At 58.6% G+C, this 22,840-nt stretch carries 20 protein-coding genes; 6 read left to right on the top strand and 14 right to left on the bottom strand.

Going from position 1 to position 22,840, the window contains the following annotated elements:
• Positions 1–34: 34 nt before the first annotated feature.
• Both exoK and CPY51_RS22850 read right to left on the bottom strand, forming a co-directional pair.
• Positions 35–835, bottom strand: a complete 801-nt coding sequence (gene exoK, locus CPY51_RS22855; protein WP_111162567.1) for an endo-1,3-1,4-beta-glycanase ExoK — start codon at positions 833–835, stop codon at positions 35–37.
• 481 nt (positions 836–1,316) lie between these two features.
• A complete protein-coding gene (locus CPY51_RS22850; protein ID WP_111162537.1) occupies positions 1,317–1,670 on the bottom strand; it encodes a hypothetical protein in 354 nt (117 codons plus the stop codon).
• A gap of 122 nt (positions 1,671–1,792) precedes the next feature.
• Between CPY51_RS22850 and CPY51_RS22845 the strand changes: the two genes are divergently transcribed.
• The gene (locus CPY51_RS22845; protein ID WP_111162536.1) at positions 1,793–2,752 is read left to right on the top strand and encodes a glycosyltransferase family 2 protein; all 960 of its coding nucleotides are present in this window, start codon (positions 1,793–1,795) and stop codon (positions 2,750–2,752) included.
• A gap of 101 nt (positions 2,753–2,853) precedes the next feature.
• Positions 2,854–3,795 carry a polysaccharide pyruvyl transferase family protein gene (locus tag CPY51_RS22840; RefSeq protein WP_111162535.1) on the top strand — a complete coding sequence of 314 codons (942 nt, stop codon included), beginning with the start codon at positions 2,854–2,856 and terminating at the stop codon, positions 3,793–3,795.
• Positions 3,796–3,813: 18 nt separating this feature from the next.
• Here the strand turns inward: CPY51_RS22840 and CPY51_RS22835 are convergent, their stop codons facing one another.
• Complete coding sequence (locus CPY51_RS22835) at positions 3,814–4,836, bottom strand: glycosyltransferase family 2 protein (RefSeq protein WP_111162534.1); 1,023 nt, start codon at positions 4,834–4,836, stop codon at positions 3,814–3,816.
• A 130-nt stretch (positions 4,837–4,966) separates the two neighbouring features.
• Complete coding sequence (locus CPY51_RS22830) at positions 4,967–5,266, bottom strand: exopolysaccharide production repressor protein (RefSeq protein WP_111162533.1); 300 nt, start codon at positions 5,264–5,266, stop codon at positions 4,967–4,969.
• Between the two features lie 835 nt (positions 5,267–6,101).
• Between CPY51_RS22830 and CPY51_RS22825 the strand changes: the two genes are divergently transcribed.
• The 4 genes from CPY51_RS22825 to CPY51_RS22810 all read left to right on the top strand — a co-directional run bounded on the left by CPY51_RS22825 (position 6,102) and on the right by CPY51_RS22810 (position 10,465).
• A complete protein-coding gene (locus CPY51_RS22825) occupies positions 6,102–6,782 on the top strand; it encodes a sugar transferase (RefSeq protein ID WP_111162532.1) in 681 nt (226 codons plus the stop codon).
• A gap of 68 nt (positions 6,783–6,850) precedes the next feature.
• Complete coding sequence (locus CPY51_RS22820) at positions 6,851–8,122, top strand: polysaccharide biosynthesis/export family protein (RefSeq protein ID WP_111162531.1); 1,272 nt, start codon at positions 6,851–6,853, stop codon at positions 8,120–8,122.
• A 9-nt stretch (positions 8,123–8,131) separates the two neighbouring features.
• A complete protein-coding gene (locus CPY51_RS22815) occupies positions 8,132–9,397 on the top strand; it encodes an O-antigen ligase family protein (RefSeq protein WP_111162530.1) in 1,266 nt (421 codons plus the stop codon).
• Positions 9,398–9,466: 69 nt separating this feature from the next.
• Positions 9,467–10,465: an acyltransferase family protein gene (locus CPY51_RS22810; protein WP_111162529.1), complete on the top strand. Its 999-nt coding sequence runs from the start codon at positions 9,467–9,469 to the stop codon at positions 10,463–10,465.
• Positions 10,466–10,544: 79 nt separating this feature from the next.
• On the opposite strand, the gene CPY51_RS22805 is transcribed toward CPY51_RS22810, so the two are convergent.
• The 10 genes from CPY51_RS22805 to CPY51_RS22760 all read right to left on the bottom strand — a co-directional run bounded on the left by CPY51_RS22805 (position 10,545) and on the right by CPY51_RS22760 (position 22,742).
• Positions 10,545–11,543, bottom strand: a complete 999-nt coding sequence (locus CPY51_RS22805; RefSeq protein ID WP_111162528.1) for a substrate-binding domain-containing protein — start codon at positions 11,541–11,543, stop codon at positions 10,545–10,547.
• Positions 11,544–11,633: 90 nt separating this feature from the next.
• A complete protein-coding gene (locus CPY51_RS22800; RefSeq protein WP_420820728.1) occupies positions 11,634–12,686 on the bottom strand; it encodes an ABC transporter permease in 1,053 nt (350 codons plus the stop codon).
• On the bottom strand, positions 12,686–14,203 hold the full coding sequence (locus tag CPY51_RS22795) for a sugar ABC transporter ATP-binding protein (RefSeq protein WP_111162526.1): 1,518 nt from the start codon (positions 14,201–14,203) through the stop codon (positions 12,686–12,688). The genes CPY51_RS22800 and CPY51_RS22795 overlap by 1 nt, the downstream gene beginning before the upstream one ends.
• A 457-nt stretch (positions 14,204–14,660) precedes the next feature.
• Entirely contained in the window at positions 14,661–15,362 is a 702-nt protein-coding gene (locus tag CPY51_RS22790) for an SDR family NAD(P)-dependent oxidoreductase (protein ID WP_111162566.1), read from the bottom strand.
• 149 nt (positions 15,363–15,511) lie between these two features.
• Positions 15,512–16,585: an ABC transporter ATP-binding protein gene (locus CPY51_RS22785; RefSeq protein ID WP_111162525.1), complete on the bottom strand. Its 1,074-nt coding sequence runs from the start codon at positions 16,583–16,585 to the stop codon at positions 15,512–15,514.
• Between the two features lies 1 nt (position 16,586).
• Positions 16,587–18,515, bottom strand: coding sequence for a glycoside hydrolase family 127 protein (locus CPY51_RS22780; protein ID WP_111162565.1), 1,929 nt, complete (start codon positions 18,513–18,515; stop codon positions 16,587–16,589).
• 24 nt (positions 18,516–18,539) lie between these two features.
• Entirely contained in the window at positions 18,540–19,403 is an 864-nt protein-coding gene (locus CPY51_RS22775) for a carbohydrate ABC transporter permease (protein WP_111162524.1), read from the bottom strand.
• Complete coding sequence (locus CPY51_RS22770; protein ID WP_111162523.1) at positions 19,400–20,317, bottom strand: carbohydrate ABC transporter permease; 918 nt, start codon at positions 20,315–20,317, stop codon at positions 19,400–19,402. Before CPY51_RS22770 ends, CPY51_RS22775 begins: the two co-directional genes overlap by 4 nt.
• Before the next feature lie 79 nt (positions 20,318–20,396).
• Entirely contained in the window at positions 20,397–21,635 is a 1,239-nt protein-coding gene (locus CPY51_RS22765) for an ABC transporter substrate-binding protein (RefSeq protein WP_111162522.1), read from the bottom strand.
• A 39-nt stretch (positions 21,636–21,674) separates the two neighbouring features.
• Complete coding sequence (locus CPY51_RS22760) at positions 21,675–22,742, bottom strand: LacI family DNA-binding transcriptional regulator (protein WP_111162521.1); 1,068 nt, start codon at positions 22,740–22,742, stop codon at positions 21,675–21,677.
• Positions 22,743–22,840: the final 98 nt, after the last annotated feature.

Genomic DNA, 22,840 nt, shown 5'->3' with positions numbered 1-22,840 from the left:
CCGTTTTCGTGCCCAGCAATCGCGCCGCGCAGGGTTAGTTCAGCGCGCAAGCGACGGATTCGGGAAACTGGCATTTTTCGCCGGCGGCGGTGAAGGCGACGCGGTCCACCTGCATAGTTGCCGGTTGGGTGTAGGCAAGTTTGCCCATCCAGCCAGAAAGCGTATCGGTGCCCCAGAGGCTGAAGAATATCTTCTGCGCATGGGTGGGGATCTTCGAGGGATCGGTCACTTCCTGGACGAGGCGGCCGTTCAGATAGTAGCGAAGCCGGTCTTTTTCCCAGACGAAGGCATAGTCGTTGAAGCCCTTGTCGGCTCCACCGGGGACGGGTACCACCTTTTCATTGCCGCCCTTGGCGGAGATGTACTGGTTGACCTGCACCTGACCGGTGTTCTTGCCGAGGACTTCGAAATCTATCTCGTCGTGCGGCTTCTTGTCGCTCGGCCCGATATAGGTGAAAAACGCCGAATTGAGCCCGGAGTCGGTCGCCGACTTGATCCGCGCTTCATAGGTGCCATAGCCATAGCGCTTCAGCGTCGAAATTTCGCCGCAGGCATAATTTCGGTCGGCGGTCTTCTGCTCGGAAAAATGAAGCTGAAGGATGCCGTTGTCGACGTTGACCTGTTTTTTCGACCAGGTGCAGTTCTGGTGTGGACCGTTGTTCCAGCCGTCGGACACATACCAGAGGCCTGGGTTCACGTGGTCGAAATTGTCCACGAAGGACGTACCGGTCGCCTGATCCTCCTGCGCCGAGGCGGAAAAAGGAAAGACTGCAATGCTACATATAGCGAGTGCAGCAACAGAAAGTTTTCGCGCATGGGCGCTTGTTGTCGTCATGGTGCCACCTTCGCTTTGGGGATTGGCCGGTTCTGCCATGGACAGAAATGCTGCCGCAGATTTCCCATTCGATTGGGACGCGACGTGCATTAAATTTATTCGAGATAAAACATTCGCATCAAAGTTCACGTTGTCAGTCACCCTATTGAGCTACGCCTCCCGTCGCAGCCGATTCAACCAGAGCAGACTTAGGCCCGCATCCATAAGTTAGAGCGAATTCACGGAAGAAAATATGGCACTGCAGCAAAAAAATCGCTGAATCCCAATTCGGCACTGGATAACCCGATCGGATTACCGTGCGAAAATGAGATGTAGCATTCTGAAAAAAATCCGCGAAAACTGTTGGCGTTCAATGCCTTTGGGGCAGTTTCGGATACTGTCAAAACTGCCCTAACGGCATGAGCCCGCAAGCCCGAACTTTTTTAGCAAGGTGAAGATTTTTTCCGCACCGCGAGATATTTTCTGATCAAAAGTGGACAGATTAAGGCCGCAATGCTCCTTTTTGGTTGCGGATTATGTGCGCGTCAGTTTGCAGTTGCGGGCGAATCTCTGGTGTAGGGCGCAGGGGAGCCGCTATTTCCAATCGCATCGTCACCGCTTTTGCGAGGCAGAGATTGCAGGCGCTGGCCAATGCGAAAAGCTCAGTCCGCCCGCCAGTCTTGACCAGAAACCGCACAGCTTCCAGCGCCGCGAAGACAGTCCAAGATTGCTGATGACCGATAATACGGATCAAAATCGGCGCCGCGACAAACTTCAGCCCGAATGTACTTGTCTTGCATAATATGCTCCAACCGGCATTGTTCGAGACCCATGCGACGTTGACCAATGAAGGCATCGCGGCATTCTAGTCTTTGAAATTGTTATGAAAAATTCGACGGAAAGCCGCCGGAAGACGCATGACTGCTGCTTGATCGAACAGACCGCAAACCCCTCCTCGAAAATCGCAAGGGCAAGAAAATGGCGACATTCACGATTATCATTCCCTTCTACCAGAGACAGGTCGGGATATTGCAACGGGCCCTGTCCTCCGTTTTTGGGCAGACGTTCCAGGATTTCGATGTTGTCATCGTCGATGACGAATCGCCTGTTCCGCCGGAAGGCGATCTCGATTTTCTGACCAGCGAAGAGCGTTCCCGGATCACCGTCATCCGCCAGAAGAACGGTGGACCAGGGGGCGCGCGCAACACGGGGCTCGACCATGTCCCCGCGTCGACCCGCTTCGTTGCCTTCCTGGATTCCGACGATATCTGGGCGCCGGAGCATCTGCAGAACGCTCACGACAGCCTGCAGCGCTTCAATGGCGATTGCTACTGGGCGTCGATCCACGGCGGCGCGGAATTCGATTATCATTTCAGCATTGCGGAGCTTGCGAAATCGGAAAAGGCCGTTCCGCTTTCGGATACCCCACTGGTGATTGAGATCCCGGATATCGCCAGCGTCATGCTGAAAGACTGGGGCTTCCTGCACCTTTCCTGCATGGCGATCGGACGGTCACTGTTCGAGAATGTCCGGTTCGACGCCGCGTTGCGCCTTGCAGCCGAGGACGTGCTGTTCTTTTGCGATTGCATGCTGGCGGCAAAGCGCGTGCTGCTCTGTGACGAAAAAGGTGCGTTACGCGGAGAGGGAGTGAATATTTTTCACAGCATCGATAATAATTCGCCTCAGTTCGCGCGCCAGCAGTTCAATACATGGATCGCACTCGATACTCTCGAATCCCGTTTCTCGCGTCGTCCCAATGACGTAGCGTCGATTCGCTCCTACAAGGATACGGCGCGCAAACAGGCGCTCTGGAGCCAGTTCAAACAGCTCAAGCATCGCAAATTACCGCAGCTGCGCCTGCTCGCCGAGTGGGCATGGCGGGATCCGGCGATCCTTCAGAGCGCCGTGCAGCTTGCAGTCGGCAAAATCTCCCGCTAGCCTTCGCACATGCAGCAAAGTCGTCTATGCGGGCTTTCAGCAATTTCTAACGCGGCCTTGCGCCGCGTTCAGCCTTTCCTAAAGACAGCAAGGAGACCTCTATGAAGCCGTTCTATTGGGAATCGGACCACGGCAATTTCGGTGACGACCTTAACCTGTGGCTCTGGGATTTCCTCCTTCCCGGCCTGCGCGAGGTCCATGAGGAAACGCTTCTCGTTGGCGTCGGTACCGTCCTCAATGCCGATCTGCTAGCACCGGTCGGACACAAACTCGTCGTCGGCAGCGGCTTTGGATACGGCACGCTCCCCGATATGAGCAACGCCAGCCAATGGGATATTCGCTGTGTCCGCGGACCGTTGACGGCTAAGAAGGTCGGCCTTCCACCGGAGAAGGGCATCATCGATCCGGCAGTCATGGTCACCGAGATGCCGGAATTTCAGAACCTGCCGAAAAATGGCCGCCGGACCTTCATCCCGCATTGGGAGTCGGCGGCAGCCGGCATCTGGCCGGCAATCTGCAAAACCGTCGGCTTGAGCTATCTCGATCCGCGCGGTGAGGCGAAGGCCGTCATTCGCGAGATTGCCCAATCCGACCTGATTGTCGCCGAATCCATGCACGGCGCCATTCTTGCCGACGCTTTCCGCGTGCCCTGGATTGCTGTCAGCACGTCGCGTTCAATCAACAGTTTCAAGTGGAACGATTGGGCGAGCACCGTCGGGGTGACCTATGCCCCGAAGCACGTTCCCGTTTCAACGCGCGCCGAAGCCATCGCCAAGGGTGCGAAGTTCTGGGGAGTGGAGTTCGAGCGCAACGACATGCCGGAAAAGCACAGCCGACCCGGGTTCGGAGACACGGTCACGGTTGCCGAGCCGCGGCAGACGTCGCTGCGAGGCATGGCAAAGCAGGCGTTGGCCGTGCCGTCGGCCTTGGCGCTTTGGCAAGCAGCCAAGGCGACCCCTCAACTCAGCGCTGACGCAACGCTGGCGCGTCGAAAGCAACAGCTGTTCGATGTCGTCGGCGAAATCCGACGCGACTATTTCTGACGCATCGATGAAACCGCGTTAACGGTCGCCGGGGTCCTGCAGTAGATAGCGCAGACCCCCGCTGCCGGCGAATGCCAACGGTGTGCCGCCGCGATTGCGGAAGCGTTCGGTCTTGTCGGCAAGAATATGACCCGCAATCGCTGGAACCGCACCGAGATTCCGGAGCGCGTAGGCGAAAGCCGGGCCGATGCCCGATTGTGCCTTGATATCCAGGAAATGACGCTGCTCGTACCGAGCGCGGACATGACGCTCATGCCGGCGCAGCGAGGTGATCGCCGCCGGAGAGAGATTCGCGCCCGCCAGGATTGCCCGATCCGCCTCGTAAAGTCGTCGAAGATCCTCCGTGCGATGAAGGCCGCTTAGAGAATCACCACGGACAACCGCGCCATAGCCACAACTATGAATGATCTTGTAGCGAGCGCCCTCGGCAAGTGCCCGAGCGTAGAGGTCGTAGTCTTCGCCGAGCCGTAGCGTTTCGTTGTAGCGAAGCTCGTGCGCATCCAGGAAAGATCTGCGCATGAGGGGCTTCAGGAAGCCGATCTCACCGCGCCTGACGCCGCGCTTGGAGATGTTGCCCTCCACAAAGCCGACAAGGTCGAGGAAACGGGGACGCGGCGCGAAATGAGCGAGCTTCTCGTGTGCGCCAGAGATCGTCTCGGCATCGACGAAGGCAATGTTGTCGGCAACGAAATCCCAGTCGTCGCTATCGAGCATGGCCTTGAAGCGTCCGGGGAAGAAGAAATCGTCGGCGTCGAGAATGCTGATGAGCGGCGCACGGGAAATCTGGATCGCATGATTTCGCGCGGCGGCCGGACCCTTGTTGCGCTCGAACCGGGCAATGCCCAGGCGCCCGCTGCCGTCATCGGCCTTGAGGGCCGCGGCGCCGGTTTCGTCAGTCGAGCCGTCATCGACGACTACGACCTCCGCCACTTGGCTTTCTCGAAGAGCCGATGCCACCGCCATGCCTATCGTGTCGGCTGCATTCTTGGCGGCGATGATCACGCACACCTCTGTTGCCGTTTCTGCCAGGTCAACCTCCATCGCTTTGTCGAAGACGTAGAACGCGTCCGCTCATGAGGCAACCGCAGTGCAGCAAAAAAATGACGATGGAGGGAGCCGCCTGCAAACGAGGGGGCGGGGAAACGGATTGTGAGAGCGAGGACGTGTCAGTTCAGTGCTTGAACGGTTCGGAGCGGTTCAGCGTACCTGCTGGAATTCCGACGACTTTGTCGTCATTGCGCGTCGGTGCGGCGCCCAGGATGACGTTCGAATCGGTCAAAGCGCTTCTGCGAGCCTTTTCCGCCTTTCGAACCAAGAACAGGATGCCGGCAAAATAGCCAACCTGTAGCAGAACGGCACAGATCACAGTCTCGACCAGCGCAGTTGTCAGGGAATGGCTCAGAAAATAGGTCGCTATGGCAAATACTGCCAAGGTTCCGACCATGCTCACGAAAACGCGTGGCGCGTACATAAGGTTACCTCGCGTTGCCGTTCGCTAAAGACAGGTTTGTCAGAGGTACGACCCCCTCCCAACGGCCTGAAACGCAATATATTTTAACGGCGGTTTGATTTCAACTGGTTGTCGAACGTCTTTTCCGATTGAAGGCCAGTTTAAGCAATTGTCGTTAAAGCTTGCCTTCCTTCTGAGAGCGAAATCTGGCCCGTCTGGCAATGTTTTTGATCTTACTTAACAACACCTTTTATTTAAGATTGTAATGATTGGTGCAAGCAAACGCTCAGCAAAAGCCGCGATTTTTTCTTGATGCCACAACGCAATGCGACTTTTGGCCATTTCGTTGCAATCGGGTCGCGCTGCAACTTTAGCCATGCCAAACGGCTCCCCTGATGGTCACAATTGCCAGCGGGTTAATCAAATTTTATTACAAAGATTGTGGCAATGTGGGCTCAAGATGTGCATTGCAATATAATGCTGCATCGCAATAGTCATGCGATTATTGCCGATCCGTGATGATGAGCTTCAAGAAATATGCAGCATAGATCGAGATCTCCGTGGCCTAACCTAGGGTCAGATGTTCTTCAGTTGATGCTGACCCATCGATATTTAAGAGAAAAGTCATACTTACTTCTTGGCTATACCAAACATGGGATAATATAGCTCGCTGTATAAGCAATAACTAAACAAAGGAAACGGCGACGGGATGCCTCTGAAAGGGCCGTTGGATTTCCTCCGCCACAAAATTTTGGTTAAAAAAACAAATTCTGACCATACACTCGCTGCTGCATGGCGTTACTAAGCGTCCCGAGGGCATCCCGACCAATCGCCAAACATAAGTGGAGTTACCTCTATGAAGTCTGCGACACGATCGGCCAATTCGGCTTTTTTCAGCGCCGTAGAATCCGGCATCTTCCCACCGACCGGTGGTATTCTAAAGCGAAGTTTCGACTTCACCTCAGCCTTCCTGGCACTCGTTTTCATCAGTCCGCTGTTTCTGATGCTAGTGCTTTTGGTAAAGCTCTCCGACAAAGGGCCGGCCTTTTATGGTCATCCAAGAGTTGGACATAATGGCAAGACTTTTCGCTGCCTGAAGTTCCGCACCATGGTAACCGATGGTGACCGGGTACTGCAGGCTTATCTAAAGGCCAACCCGCAAGCGCTTGAAGAATGGCTTGCCACTCGCAAGCTGCAGAACGACCCCCGCGTCACCGTGGTGGGATCGATTCTCCGCAAACTCAGCCTTGATGAGCTACCGCAGCTTTTGAACATCATTCGCGGTGAAATGAGCGTGGTTGGACCGCGGCCGGTGGTCGAAGAAGAACTCGAGCGCTATGAACACGCTGCTGTCTACTATCTCAAAACCCGCCCCGGCCTGACCGGCCTCTGGCAGGTCAGCGGGCGCAACGACGTCTCCTATGCGTCACGCGTCGCCTTCGACACACATTATGTCCAGAACTGGTCGCTCAGCCGCGACATGCTCATCATTGCGAGAACCATTCCCGCAGTCTGCCTCTCGCGCGGCAGCTACTGAGTAGGCAATTTGGACATCGGTTTCGCTGCTTCCAGGAGCAGCGGCTACCCAACAACAGGGAAGCTTTCATGAACGAAGCCCTGCTTCACAGATACACGAAACGTCGGTCCGCGGCTTTCGCTCGCGCCGGCGTATTACTTCTTGGAATCTGCCTTGCATCAGGCGGTGCCAACGCTGCGTCCGGCGACTATCATCTCGGTGTGATGGACAAGCTGCGGGTGCGTGTTGCCGAATGGCAGACGGCCGAAGGCACAGTTCGTGACTGGTCCGTCGTCAGTGGCGACTACAGCGTCGGCGCCTCGGGCGACGTCTCGCTGCCGTTTGTCGGCGACCTCCCGGTCACGGGCAAGACGACCGCCGAAATTGCCGAGGCGATCGGTGTCGCGTTGCAGAAACAGTTCGGACTTCGCGACAGACCTTCCGCCTCAGTCGAAATTGCCCAGTACCGGCCGCTCTATCTGTCGGGCGATGTGCAGACACCCGGCGAATATCCCTACGCGCCCAATCTTACTGTCATGAAGGCAGTCAGCCTCGGTGGCGGGTTGCGTCGGGCCGATGCCGGACAGCGCTTCGCCCGTGACTTCATCACCGCCAAGGGCGACGCGGTCGTCTTCATGGCCGAGCGCGGCCGACTGCTGATGCGCAAAGCGCGCCTTGAAGCCGAAATTAACGGCAGTGACAAGATCGACATGCCGCAAGATCTGAAGAGCCTGCCGCAGGCGGCCAATATGATGGCCAGCGAAGTGGCGCTCATGCAATCGCGCTCGAAGCAGCTGACCTTGCAGCTTAAGGCGCTCGACGATCTGAAGGCCCTGCTGCAAAGCGAAGTCGTCACACTCGCCAAAAAGAGTGACACGCAAAACGGTCAGCTCGTTCTGGCAAAGGAAGATCGCGACAAGGTCGAGGATCTGGCGGAGAGGGGCCTCGCATTGAGCGCCCGCAAGTTGACGGCCGAGCAACGCGCGGCCGACCTCGAGGCAGCATTGCTCGACATCGACACCGCATCCCTGAAGGCGAAGCAGGACATCAGCAAAGCGGACCAGGACGAGATCACGCTCCGGAACGACCGCGCCAATCAGCTCGCCCAGGAGATGCAGGACACCGACACCCAGCTCGAAACGCTGCAGCTGAAGCTGACGACAAGTCAGACCTTGATGCAGGAAGCGGTTGTGCAGTCTGCCGATGCCGCTCATCTTGGCGGCGACGGGCAGGGCGTCAGTGTCGCCTATTCGATCGTCCGTGAGGAGAACGGCAAACCCAAGGAAATTCCCGCTGAGGAGAATACCGTGGTGCTGCCGGGCGACCTGATCAAGGTCACCGCCGGCCTCTACATGCGGTAAGGAGGTTCCATGAAGGTAGCGGCATCGACGGTCATTCGCCCGGGAGGCAACTTCGCCTATGGCGTCGTCGCGACTGCTCTGTCCTTCATGGTCTTTGCCTATTCGGCGAGGTTCGGGCAGGCCTCGATCATCGTCTACTACGCGCTTTGGATGCCGCTTGTCCTGGTCGACTACCGCGTGGTCCTTGGCAGCTACCGGAAATACCTCTGGCTGTTCGCCTTCGGCATCGTCGCCTGCCTTTCGACATTCTGGTCGGCGGTACCAAGCGTCACCGCGCGAGCGGCGATCCAGTACATGACGCACATCGTCTGCGCGCTGATCGCCATGCGGGTACTCGATATCCGAACAATCACGCTCGGGGCGGTCGCGGGCGTGGGGCTAGTGCTGCTCTATTCGATGGCGTTCGGTCGTTATGAATACGACATTCTCGACGGTACGTTCAGCTTTGTCGGCGCCTTCGACTCGAAGAATCAGCTGGGCCTATACGCCTCACTCGGCATCTATTTCTCCTTCGCCGCTGTCTTCGTCCTCGGCGAAAGGCGTATTTGGGTCGTCGGCGCCGGTATCGTCGGATTGCTGTCCGCCTATTGCCTGTTCGCAGCGCAGTCCGCGACCTCGGTCATCACCACCGCCGCGGTGGTCGCTCTCATCATCAGCATGCGTGTCATCCTTTTCCTGTCGCCGAAGAACCGCAAGCTGCTGTTCACCGCCGCGGCTGTATTTTTCACCGTCTTCGCAGTTGCAGGCGTCTATCTCGGCGCCACGGATCTGGTGCTCGGCGCGTTCGGAAAAGATTCGACGCTGACCGGCCGGACCTATCTCTGGCAGCAGGGAATAGCCGCGGCGGTACTGCATCCCATCTTCGGCATCGGCTACCAGGCGTACTGGGTGCAGGGTTTCTCGGAGCCCGAGCGGCTTTGGGAGGAATTCTTTATCACGGCGCGCGGCGGGTTCCACTTCCACAACACATTTATCGAGACGACCGTCGAGACCGGTCTTGTTGGCGTGATCCTGCTTTGCATGGTTCTGCTCGTCAGCCTTTTTGGCCACCTGAAGCGGCTACTGGGCGATCTGCGCAACAATGAATCCTATGTTCTCTTCGGGGTAGCGGTGTTGCTGCTGATCCGTGCCTTCGTCGAGATCGACATTCTCAATCCCTACCAAGTGGGCTCGTTCCTGCTTTATTTCATCGCGGGAAAACTCACCATCGCACAGCGCGTGCCGAAGGCCGTGTTGCCGATCTACTACGACCAGATGGAGTTCGCGCGGTCCTAAGCGGCGCGGCTCCTGCTTGTTCTTGATTGAACACTTGATCGGTCTCGCGTTTGGAGCGCTAATCAACGAATGAAGACCCTTTACGGAATCCAGTACCTTCGCGCCCTTGCGGCCTTGGCTGTCGTTTTCTTTCATGCGGCTGAGAAAAGCGGCGGCAACTTCAAAATCGGCGCTGCGGGTGTCGACGTCTTCTTTGTTATCAGCGGCTTTATCATGTGGGTCATGAGCGACAGCAGGCCACTCAGCCCGACGCGCTTTGTATTCGACCGCATTCAGCGCATCGTTCCTGTGTATTGGATCGTCACCGGTGTGATGATCGCAGGCGCCTTGACCGGCCTTTTCCCGAATATGAAGCTGACGTTTGAACATCTGCTCGGATCATTTTTCCTGATCCCCGTGCGTTCACCTAGCAATGGCGAAATCTGGCCTGTGCTTGTCCAGGGCTGGACTCTGAATTTTGAAATGTTCTTCTATGCCATCTTTGCGATAGGCCTGCTTTTCGCGCGCCGTATCCAGCTGGTTTTCCTGGTCTGCGTCTTCGCTGCCTTTGCACTGTTCGGTTGGCTTTTCCACCCGCAGTCGGCGATCCTGGCGACCTATACGCGCCCGATCATCCTGGAATTCGTCGCCGGTACCGTTCTCGGCGAACTTTGGCTGAAGGGTCGGGTTCCGAGAGCGGTGGTTGGATTGGTCCTTGTCACGGTGGCCGCTTGCGGTTTCGCGGCCATTCAGATCCTGCAACTCGACTTCAACGAGTTCATCTGCGGGCCGCTGGCCGTCGCCCTCATTCTCGGCATCCTGTCGCTGGAACGGCATGGCGCAATGCCCCACATTCCGGTGCTTGCCTACCTTGGCAATGGATCCTATTCGATCTACCTCTGGCATACCCTGGCCATTTCCGTGGTGGCGAAGGCTGCCCAATCAATGGCTCTGCCGCCGCTTGTCGCCGTCACTCTCTCTGCGATCTTGGGCGCTCTCCTGGGGATTGCCGCATATGAGGTCATCGAAAAACCAATCCGCAGCCTTCTCAAAAGCCTCTCCTGGCGCAGGCGCCCGTCGCCGGCCTGATGCGGCGGGCGAAAATCGCCCTGAGGCAAGAAACCGGGGTTCGGGATCGATCCCCGGCTCACTTCAAGAGGTTACAACCTCATTTACCCATCAGCGACTTGGCGTTATCAGGCGTAATTGCCATCGTGGCGACGGTCACCGTTGGTTCGACTGAGGTAGCGCAATCAAGGAGGATCGATTTGGCCATGTCGATAGCCTCTTTGGCACCCGTCGGATAGGTGAACGTTGCGGCCCATTCACCCTCGGCAACAGCTCGGATTCCACCCGCGGGGCCGGGCAGGCCATCAGTGCCGATAATCTTGATCTGCCCCTCCTTACCCGCGCCCTTGGCCGCAAGCCGTGCACCGGCTGCCATCATATCGTTGCTCGCATAGACCATCTTGATGTCGGGATTGGCCTGCAGCATGGCGGCAAATGCCGTCTGGGCTTTATCCGGCAGCCAATCGGCCGCCTGCTCTGCCACGACCTTGATCTTGCTGTTCTGTTTCACACCATCCTTGAAGCCGTTGAGCCGCTCCACGGCGGGGGTCGAACTCGGCAATCCCTCGAGGACCGCCACGTCGCCACCGTCCGGAAGAAGTGTCTTGGCCGTGTAGTTGCCGGCTTCGAGTGCAATCTTGTAATTGTCGCCGCCGATGAACGCCGTGTAATCCTTGCCGGGATCCCCTACCGTCTTTCGATCGAGCTCGATGACCGGAATGCCCGCCTTCATCGCCCGTTGGACGGCTGGCGTCAGCGGCGAGGCCTCGAAGGGCGAGATCAACAGCAAGTCGACCTTTTGGGTGATGAAGTTGTCGACCTGCGAGGTCTGCGTATTCACGCTGCCCGCTCCGTCGGCGATCTGCAGGGTGAACTGGGGTACCGCCTTTGCCGCAGCCGTGAGCTCATCGTTGACGTGCTGACGATAAGGTTCGGCATTGTTGGCCTGCGAGAAACCGATCACGAATTCGCCGGTCTTGGAGCAGGCCTTGACCAGCGGGTCGGCGGCCTGAGCCACACCGGCAACGGTCAGAAATGTGCCAGCGAGCAACATTGCCCGCCAAACGTTATGCCCTCTATGGGCGCTCTTGCTATGCATGATGTCTCCTCCTTGTCGAGCCCTCCAGCCCGACGGTTGCCTCACTCTGCTCGCGCCACCGGCGTCAGCAGGTGTTCGAAAATCGCCTTCTCAGCGGATCAGACCTTCGCGGCGACGGACGAGGGACTGAAGAACTGCCGCCAGGATGATGATGGCGGCGGTTGCAAGCAATTGCAGCGCGGGCGTAATATTGTTCAGCTGCAGGACATTGGCGAGCGCGCCGAGCATGATCGTGCCGGCGACCGTGCCGACCATTGATCCCGACCCGCCGAACAGGCTCGTTCCCCCGATCACCACGGCTGCGATGGCCGTGAGCTCATAGCCTGCGCCGTCGTTGGCGCTGCCGAAATTGAACTGGCCTGCATGGACGATCCCTGCAAGGGCGGAGGCAAAACCAGTGATGGCATATACCGTGATCTTCACCGCCGAGACGGGTATGCCGGAAAGTCGGGCCGCCCGCTCGTTGCCGCCGACCGCAAAGACGTAGCGCCCGAAACGGGTGGTGTTGAGAACGACCGTCGCGATCGCGGCGAAGGCGATGAAGACGATGGTCGCGACGGGCACCACGTTGTCAAATAGTCGGTCGCCGAGAATGGCGAACACCGGCGGGGCGAGCCCGGGACCCTCGCCATACGAAATGTTAATGTACTCATTGCCGGAGACGACCAGGGCTAGCCCGCGCGCAGCCTGCAAGCCCGCCAGCGTTACGATGAATGGCTCGAGCCGAAAGCGTGTCGAAATCGAGCCTTGAATGGCGCCGAAGACCACACCGGCGAGGAGCACTACCAACAATGTCGGGACGAGGCCGACGCCACCGCTGATCATCATCGTTGCCGTCACGACGCTGGAAAGACCGAGCAGGGCGCCGACGGACAGATCTATACCCGCGGTAATGATGACGAAGGTCATGCCGATCGCGATAATGCCGGTCTCTGATACGGCACGCACTATATTGGCGATATTGTCGGGGGCGATGAATAGGATCTGGCCGTGCCGGCGCGGCGAGAAGACGATGCCGCCCAGCACCACGACCACCAAGCCTATCAGGCTTTGGAAACGAACGATGAGTGCCAAAGGGTCCCGCCGTTTCGCGGGAGCCTTGGCAACGGGCTGTTCGGCCTCCGAGGCGCCGGGTTGAGACATCATGAGGCCTTTCTGGTTGCCGCGGCGAGCACCGTATGCTCGTCAACTCCGCTGTCGAATTCCGCCACGTTGCGGCCTTCCCGAAGCACCACGATCCGATCGCAGAGGCCGATCAGCTCGGGCATTTCGCTCGAGGCAACGAGTATGCCGAGGCCTTGCGACGACAGTTCGCGGAGCCTGGCGTAGATTTCCGCCTTGGCGCCTACATCGACACCCCGCGTCGGCTCATCCAGCAACAGGAGCCGGGGATTGCCGAGGATTTCCTTGGCAAGAACGACCTTCTGCTGGTTGCCGCCCGAAAGCGCGCCCACCGCAATGGCGGCATTGCGCGGCCTGATATCGAATTGTCCGAAAGAGCGGGCCACTGCCGCCGCTTCGCGCGCCGCCGACATGAAGCCGCGCGGGGAGATGCGCCGAAGCACCGACATCACCAGATTGCGACCCACGGCGGCCCGCAGCATCAGACCACCGCCTCTTCTATCGTCCGTCACGTAGGCAATACCCGCCCGCCTGGAGGCACGGATGGACTCCAGCCGCACCGCGCGACTGTCCATCTCGATCGTCCCTGCCCAGCGGCCCGGCAGTCCGGTGCCGTAGAGAGCGCTGAGCAGCTCGGTGCGGCCGGCACCCATGACGCCTGCCAGCCCGACAATCTCGCCTTCGTGCACATCGAGGGAGATTTTCTTCGGAGCTTGCCATCCAGCGCTCGCTCTAATGGGAACGAACCGGGCATCCTCAAGATGGAGCAGCCTGCGACCCACCTTGTGCGTTCGAAGTGGAAACAATTCTTCGAGGGGCCGGCCGACGAGAAGGCGGACAAGTTCGGCTTGCGGAGCCTGCGGAGCCGTCGTTCCGGCAACCCGCCCGTCTCGCATCACAGTCACCCGGTCTGCAACCTGCGGGACCTCTTCCAGCCGGTGCGAGATATAGACGATGCCGACCCCGCTGGCGCTGAGCCGGCGCATGATCGTAAACAACCGATCCACTTCACTGACCGTCAGCGCGGCCGTTGGCTCGTCCATGATCAAGGCGCGCGTCGCGTAGGAAAGGGCTTTGACGATCGCGACAACCTGGCGATGGCCAATCGACAATTCGCCGACCGGCCTTTCGACGTCAATGTCGAGTTCTATGGCCGTCAGCCGTTTGCGGGCCTGCTCGCGCATGCCGGCAACGTCGAGAAACCCTCCGGGCCTGACAAGTTCACGCCCGAGGAACAGATTGGAAGCGACGTCTAGGCCCGGCACGAGATCAAGCTCTTGGAAAATCGTCGCGATGCCAGCGGCCTGTGCCTCTCGGGGATTGGCAAAACGCACAGCAGCACCATCGATCATGACGGTCCCCTGGTCGGGCGTGTGTACCCCAGACAGGATATTCATCAGCGTCGATTTGCCTGCGCCATTTTCGCCGAGGAGCGCATGGATTTCGCCGGAACGTAGCTCAAAATCAACGCCGCGCAGGGCCTGGACACCGCCGAAGCGTTTGACGACGCCGTTCATGGTGAGGAACGGCAAACTCATCCCCGCCTCCCGGAAACGCGAAGAATTGGATCAAGAAGTTTGCACCCGATCTCGATCGTGCGCTCTAACGGGAGTCGCAAATAATTGGGCAGATGGCCTGCGACAGTGGGGAAGTCGTTCACGTGCGAGATGACATCGACAGTCACCGTCATCGCAGAACGTCAATATTCGACACAGATGATGATGCAATCGCAAACACGCTCTTCCTCCAAGTTCGTGTTTCCCGGCTCACAGTCGTCTAATTCGCCGTGGGCGACCGCCGTGATGCCACAAAAATAGCATCATCAAGCAGTTACGCAACCGGTTTCCTATAGGCCTTAGGGCGTAGCGGCGGAGGTTGAGGCGGCCGGTTTGCCGGTCCCCGCTGACCTCTCCGGCTATTGGCACGAAAAGCAGCGGCCGCAACCCCTTTTCTGCTCCAGCTCAACGCATCGCAATCCACCTTCTACGTCTGTTGCTAAAAACCTGTCGCCGGAATGGAGGCGCCAGTGACGGCGCCGGCCTCGGGCGAGACTAGGTAGGCGATCAAATGCGCTATTGCGCCGGCGGGAACCCAACTGTCAGTATTTGCGTCCGGCATGGCGGCACGGTTTTCCGGCGTGTCGATCGTGCCCGGAAGAATGCAATTAGCTGTGATTCTGTAGGTACGATTTTCTGCAGCAATTGCTTCCGTCAGGCGGATCAACGCGGCCTTGGAGGCTGCGTATGCAGCTTGCCGTGCCCCCGCTTTCAGACCCGGCGCCGCCGCAATATGAACGATGCGACCATATCTAGCCTTCTGCATCGCCGGCAAGATCGCGGCGCTGATTGCATAAGCGGTACGAGCGTTCAACGTCAAAAGCGTATCCCATTCGGCAAGACCAGCTTCGCCAACCGGCGTCATCCGAAAGCCGCCGACGGTGTTCACGAGGCCATGGATTTCCCCGAACCGTTCTTCGCTCTTCAAAACAGCATTTCTGCAAGCCTCAAAATCCGTAAGGTCGACCCCCGGCAATTTGAGAATTTCGGTTTCCGCTGGAAGGCGTGAGACGAGTTCGTCCAGCGACACCGCATTCCGCTCCAGGCAGACGAGCCGTGCGCCCCGTGACGCCAGTTCGGCGACAACAGCGCTGCCGAGATTGCCAGCCGCGCCTGTGACCATGATGACATTCGGTTTCATTTCGACCTCGCTCGACGTGAACATGAACCTCGTTCACTCTAGGCCGTCTGCGCGCATAAATAAAAGGTTGTTTGTCGCACCGGGCACGTTCGGCAATTGTACGCCCGAACGCTTCCAGGAAAGTCGAGTAAGGCTTCCGCTATCTATCCTCAGGTCACGCGCAACCCTTCGCCTCCAAAGACGTGGCATTGGGCGAAGGCATAGGACAGCTTGATTTTGCTCCCGGGCTTGATCGGAACCGGTGATCGGTATTCCGCAACGACGGGTTGGCCATCGCTCAGCTGGCAGTAGAGATACTGGGTGCCACCGAGATACTCGGGGAAATCAACCGTTGCATCAAGAGCGTCGGTGCCGCTATCGCCGACGGTAAAATGTTCAGGGCGAATGCCGAATGTCAGCCTGTCTCCGGAGCGCAGATCTTTGTTTGAAAGAGGCGCGGATATCTCCTTTGTTCCGAGGCGGATCGATCCGTTGCCGAGCCATGTCGCTTCCAGCAGGTTCATGCGGGGGGAGCCGATGAATCCGGCGACGAAGATGTTGGCGGGATTTTCATAGAGCTCGCGGGGCGTGCCGGTCTGCTCGATGCGGCCGTCACGCAGCACGACGATCTTGTCGGCAAGCGTCATCGCTTCGGTCTGGTCGTGGGTGACATAGATCATGGTATTGCCGAGTTCGCGGTGCAGCCGCGCGATCTCGATACGCATGGAAACGCGCAGTTCGGCGTCCAGATTAGACAAAGGCTCGTCGAAGAGAAAGACATCCGGCTTGCGGACGATCGCCCGGCCGATTGCGACGCGTTGGCGCTGACCGCCGGAGAGCTGCCCGGGACGACGTTCAAGAAGATGATCAATCTTCAAAATAGAGGACGCCGCACCGACGCGGGCGTCTATCTCGGCCGCCGGCGTCCGCGTCATCTTCAGCCCGAAGCCAAGATTTTCGCGTACGCTCATGTGCGGATAGAGCGCGTAGGACTGAAACACCATGGCGATGCCACGATCCGACGGATCGAGATCGGTGACATTGCGCCCCTTTATGTCGATCTCGCCGTCGGTAACCTCTTCGAGACCCGCAATCATCCGCAGCAAGGTTGATTTCCCACAGCCCGAGGGGCCGACGAAGACCACGAAGGAACCCTCCGCAATCTTCAGGTCGATGCCGTGAATAACCTCGAGGCTGCCGAAGTTCTTGCGGATGTCGGTCAGCACGACGCCAGTTTCGCCCATCTCATTCACCGTTCAATGCACCCGCTCTGACCCATACGAGCATTTCGCCCGCAGATCGATTGTCCCAGAAGGGATAGGGCACGAAACGTGCCGTCGCCTCGCGAGCCTTTGGGGGCGAAGTCCGGTAAAGCGCGCTGCCCCAATCCGCCTTGTCGCGCAGCACCGGCAGATCAAGGGCAATTGCGCCTTCAAGCTCGGCGATTTCGGACGTCGTCGCCTTTGACACATCCCCCACAAGCTCGATGCCATTCAGGCCGTCGCCGTTGTCCGTTGTCTCGACACAATAGACGAGAGGACCACGCATCAATGCGGCCCGCCCCGCATCCTGGCGTACCATTGGATTGGCCCAAAGCGCACGCGTTGCCAGCGGAATGTCCAGATCGACCTGGTCACCGCTCTTCCACTCGCGCTCGATGCGCGCGTAGCCGTCAACGACCAATGATGACAGGTCGACTATCTCGCCATTCACCTTGATTGCTGCGCCCTCAGCCCATTCCGGAATGCGCAAGGAGAGGGCGAACCTGGCCGGTTTGTCAGTCGTCATATCGAAGTGGATGGCGCCATCCCACGGATAGCGTGTCTTCTGCGAAAGTTCGACCTGAGTGCTGCCGATCTCGAAGCGAGCCTTGCTTTCCCCGTAAAGGTGAACGGCGATCTCATCGTCGGCCAGAGCGTACATATAGGAGCCCACTGACGCGAGCAGGCGGGCGATGTTCGGCGGGCAGCAGGGGCAGTGATGCCAGGTCCAGCGGTGATGCTTGCCGGCGCTTTCAAGCGGATTCTCATAGAAGAAGGTCTTGCCGTCGAGCGACAGGCCGGCCATGGCGCCGTTGTAGAGGGCCTGTTCCATGATGTCGGCATAGCGGCGGTTCGGGCCGCGGCCAAGCATGCGGTTCGCCCAGAAGACGAGACCGACGGACGCGCAGGTTTCGGCATAGGCGCTTTCGTTCGGGAGATCGTAGTAGTCGGTGAAACCTTCGTTGGAAGCTGCCGGGCCGATGCCGCCGGTGATATACATCTGTTTTGTCGTCAGGTCGTCCCAGAGCGTTTCGAGCGCCGCCGTCAGGCTGTCGTCGTTATACTCGGTCGCGATATCGGCCATACCGGAATAGAGATACATGGCCCGAACCGCATGGCCGACGACCTTCTTCTGGTCCCGTACCGGCTCGTGTGCCTGATTGTATTCATAGGTCTTCTGGATGAATTTCTTCGGGTCGCGGTCGTCGCGGACTGCCTCTTCAGTGAAATAGTTAGGCTCGGTCCCGCGCTCATCGATGAAGTATTTGGCGAGTTCGAGGTATTTCTTCTCTGACGTGACACGGGCGAGCTTGACCAGCGCCAGCTCCACTTCCTCGTGTCCGCAATATCCGCGCAGTTGTCCCTCGCCATGGCCGAAAACCTTGATCATGTAGTCGGCGTAGCGGCACATGATATCGAGCAGCTTGCGCTTTCCCGTCGCCTGGTAATAGGCAACGGCGCCCTCGATCAGGTGGCCGGCGCAGTAAAGTTCGTGGTGATCGCGCAGGTTGGTCCAGCGGCGACCCGGCTGCACCCGCTGGAACCAGGCGTTCAGATAGCCGTTTTCATCCTGCATCTTCTCGTAGAGTTCGATGATGGCATCGACCCGCGCCTCGAGCTCAGGATTCTTTCTGCGATAGAGGGAATACGCAACGGTTTCGATCGACTTTCCGAGGTCGCTGTCCCAGAACATTTGGGTCGAGCCTGCCCATGGTTGCAGCGGAATGACAATGCCAGGGCTTGGCTGGCTGGTGTCTATCGCTCTCACCATGCCGGCCTCGACGCACCTGTCGAGAAGGGTTTCGGCGGTTGATGAGCAAATCGCATCCTGGCGGTCGCCGAACAGGCCGGACAATTCGACGCTCGGTACGGGGAGGGGACGGAACTGGCGGTCTTTCTTCAGCTTGGTCATGGCTTCATCCATTTCTCTTGAGTGTCATTTCACCGCGCCGGCCATGAGACCGCGCATGTAGTAGCGTTGCAGAAGCAGGAAGACGACGAGGCAAGGCAGCGTCATGACGGCAACGCCCGCCTGCACCGCGCCCCAGTTGACCGCCCCGAGGCGCCCGGCGCGCACCGCCATCATTAGGACTGGTAGCGTGTATTTGTCGTTGCTAGACAACAGCACGAGAGCCGCCAGGAATTCATTCCAGGCATTGAGGAAGGCAAAGATCGCGACCGTGGCAGCCCCCGGCAATACGAGCGGCAGAAGCACGCGGACCAGCAGCCCGAGGTCGCGGGCACCATCGATGCGAGCCGCTTCCTCTATCTCTTTCGGCACGGCATCGAAGGCATTGCGCATCATGAAGACGGAGAAAGGAAGCTGCAGCGTCACATAGACGAGGGTGAGCCCCAGCAACGAATTGTTCAGCCCGAGCCTTGCCAGAATGATGAAGAGCGGCGTCAGGATAGACTGGAACGGGATCATCAGTGTCGCGATGATCAATACGAACAGCACGTTCTTCAACGGGAACCGATAGCGGGAGAAGCCGTAGCCTGCCAGCAGGCTGACGCTGACGGTCAACACAACTGTCGCAAGCGATACGATCAGCGAATTGATCGTGTGCTGCAGGATGCCGGAACCGAATGTGTCGAGCGACCGGTAAGAGTCAAAGCTGATGCCGGTCGTTGGCCACGGAGGGAGCGGCGGCAGGCTTGCTTCGGTGCCATGGCGGAAGGAGGCGAGCAGGGTAACGGCGAAGGGCGCCAGAAAGAACACTGCGATGATAATTCCGGCCGTGTGGTAGGCCGACTTCGCCCGGGCGGCTTTGCGAGCGCGGCGCGCTTTTGGCAGGTTCATGGGCGGTCGTCTCCCACACGCAACAACCACAGCTGCGCAACGCTGATCACCATCAGTATGGCGAGGAGAACAATCGAGAGCGCCGCTCCATAGCCGAGATTGAACGACACGAAGGACTGGTTGAAGATGTAGTAGACGACCGAGATCATCCGGTTCTGCGGCCCGCCGCTCGTCATGATGTAGAACTGGTCAAAGGCGAGGATCGAGCCCGTCACGGATACGATCAGCGCGAGCGCGATGGTGCGGCGCATCAGCGGCAGGGTCAGATGCCGGAAGCGCTGCCAGCGGCTTGCCCCGTCGATGCGGGCTGCCTCCGTGAGCTCCGCCGGAATGGCCTGAAGTCCCGTCAGAAGGATGATCATGGTGAAACCGGCGATTTTCCAGACGACCATGACGATGATCGTCAGAAAGGCGCTGTCGAAGGTTGCAAGCAGGTTCGGGCTTTTTTCCACCAGGCCCAGCGCCTTCAAGGCCGGGCCGATGAAGCCGCTGTCGACATTGGAAAGCCAGACCCAGAGCAGCGAGGCCGAGGCAAGGCCGACGACGACGGGGAGGAAGATTATGGTCCGATAGGTGCTGACGAATTGCCGCTCCTTCTCGACGAAGATCGCAAGTGGGAAGGCAACGGCGAAGATCGCGATCGTGACGATCACTGTATAGTATGCAGTGAAATTCAAAGCCGACATGAAGCGGGCGTCATTGAGCATGCGAGTGTAATTGCCGAAACCGATCCAGCGCGAGGCTCCCATCAGCGGCCAGTTGTGCAGACTCATCCATCCCGTAAAGAGCACGGGCATCACGAAGAAAACGATGACGAGCGCCATGGCCGGGGCGATATAGACCATCCCGCGCCACTGCGATCTGCCTCGCCGCTTGCGCATGGGTGATAGCTGTATTCGACCGGTATCGGCCATTCAAACGCTCCGCATCTTTCTTGAAAAATCGGTCGGAAGGCTGCCACCGCCTTCCGACCAGGCCCGCCGGAGGGAGAGACTATTGGGCGCTGTCGATGATCGACTGCATTTCCGACTGGGCATTTGCGAAAGCGGCATCGACATCGTCACCGAAAATGGCGGCGTTGGTGAAGCCTGCCCAAGGCCCGTTCGCGCTGTTGATCAAATCGTTGAACTGCAGCGTATAGGGGGTCTTGGCGACGCCTATGGCCTTGAGACCGACCTGCATGCGGGGATCCAGACCTTCAAGGACCTTTTCGGCGATATCGCCGCGTGTCGGCAGGCTTCCATATTTCGCCATGATCTTCTGACCGTCCATCGAGTAAATATATTCGAGGAACTCCTTCACCGCATCGATCTTCTTGGTGCCCTTGGTGATGACGAAGTTGTCGCCGCCGGCAAAGGAAGACGTGCCGCCGTTGACGCTGGGGATCAGCGTGACGCCGAAGTTGATGTCGGGATGCTCGGTTACCAGCGTTCCGATGGCGAAGGCGCCGAGGCTCTGCTGACCGATCTTGCCGCTGGTGAAGCTCAGGAAGTTCGCGCCATTGTCGCTGGCTGCACCGGCCGGTACGAGATCCTTCTTGACCATGTCGCGATAGAAGCCGACGGCCTTGCGCATCTGCGGGGTATCGAGCGTTGCCTTCTTGCCGTCGGCTGAAAGGATGTCTGCGCCAGCACCCCAGACCAGCGGGGTAAAGGTGAAGATCATGCAGCCGCCGCAGCCGCCGCCGGAGAAATAGAAGCCATAGGTATCGTCGCCCAGCTTGCGGATCTTTTCCGCGTTGGCCTCGATCTCTTCCCAGCTTGCAGGTGCCTTTTCAGGGTCAAGGCCCGCCTTCTTGTAGAGGTCCTTATTCCACGCAAAAACAGAGGTCTCGACTGAAAGCGGAAGTCCGTAAATATGGTCCTGATAGGTGCCGAGCTTGACGTGGGACGGTGAGAGTGAGTTGAAATAGGGCAGCTTCTTTGCCCAATCCGTCAGATCTTCAAGCTGGCCGGCCGCTGCAAAGGCCGGCGTGTAGATCAAGTCCATCGAAAGCGCGTCCGGAGCCTGCCCGCCAGCGATTGCCGTCGCGTATTTCTGGACGAGTTCCGAAAAGGGAACCTCTGTCGCTGCGACCTGGTTCTCGTGGCTGGCATTATAGGCCTCCACTACCTTCTTGAAGGATTCGCCGATACCCGAGCGGACCCACATATCGATCTTCTCGGCGGCCGATGCTCCCGACACCAGGCATAGGGTTGCGACGCTGGTCGCCACCAATAAACGCTTGATCATGACACTCCTCCCAATTGGCGCAACTCCCCGCGCCCTGCGTTATTCTTCGAGGTTTTCAGCCCCGCATGACTGCCGCACCACCAAACGGCATGGCAATTTCCTCACTCCCGGCTCCACCGGCCGTCCTTCCGCCATCGCGAGCACCGTTAGCCCTGCTTGGCGGCCAAGTTCCTTCAAGCACATATCCACCGTGGTCAGCGGTGGTCGCGTTTGTCCTGCGACAATCTCCCAATTGTCGAAGCCAACCACCGAAATATCCTGCGGAACCTTGACGCCCCGCTCGCGAAGAGCATCCACCACTCCCCGCGCGATCTGATCGTTGCCGCAAAAGATTGCATCTGGCTTTCCCCCAGGACGTGTCCAGATCCTCTGCACGGCCTCATGGCCCCAGCTCTCCGCCCAGATGCCGTACATCACTGGCTCTATCTCACCGGCAACTTCCCGGTAAGCGGCAGCCCGCTCCCGCACTGAGAAGAAGGCCTCCGGGCCGGTGACGTGGACGATATGACGACGCCCGAGTTTCCTCAGCCATTCCACCGCCAGCCGCGCCCCCTGGGCATCGTCCGACCGAAACGTCACGCTATCCGGGGTTCCCTCAGTGAAAGCGTAAACCACTGGGACCTGAAGGTTCGACAAGTCGACAGGCAGCCGCTTATCGACACGTTTTCCCGAGGCGATAATGCCGTCCACCTGCTTGTCGAGCATTGCCTCCACATGTGTTTGTCCAAGCGCCGGATCGTCCTCTATTGCGCAAAGGAACACCGAGACGCCATGATCGAGCAGCGCATCGGACACGCCGGCCATGACAGGCAGCGTGAAGCGGCCGTAGGTATCGTTGGTTAAAAGCCCAATCGTAAAGCTGCGTTTACTGAGCAGGCCACGTGCCATTGCATTCGGCCTGAAGCCCATTTCGGTAGCGATACGCTTTACGCGCTTGCGTGTTTCGTCTCCCATCCGGCCGGTATTGTTCAATGCTTTGGACGCCGTCGAGATGCTCACTCCGGCGGCGGCAGCAAGGTCATGAATTGTAGTGCGTTTATTCCCAGACGTATCCAGCTTAGCCTCCAGCAGTGAAAAGAAAAAAGCTTTTCTCAGTCGGGATGTCAAGAGAAAAAACCTTTTCTCAAAATTATGCTGGGGGTGCGATTTCGCGTAGGCGGGTCTCCGGCATAAGACAGGTTCGGGACCGCGAGGCGCGAACCTTC

Origin of the sequence: Arminella tubonensis, assembly GCF_003240585.1 — a bacterium.
Taxonomy (GTDB): Bacteria; Pseudomonadota; Alphaproteobacteria; order Rhizobiales; family Rhizobiaceae; genus Rhizobium; species Rhizobium tubonense.
This window is presented reverse-complemented; position numbering and strand designations above follow the sequence as displayed.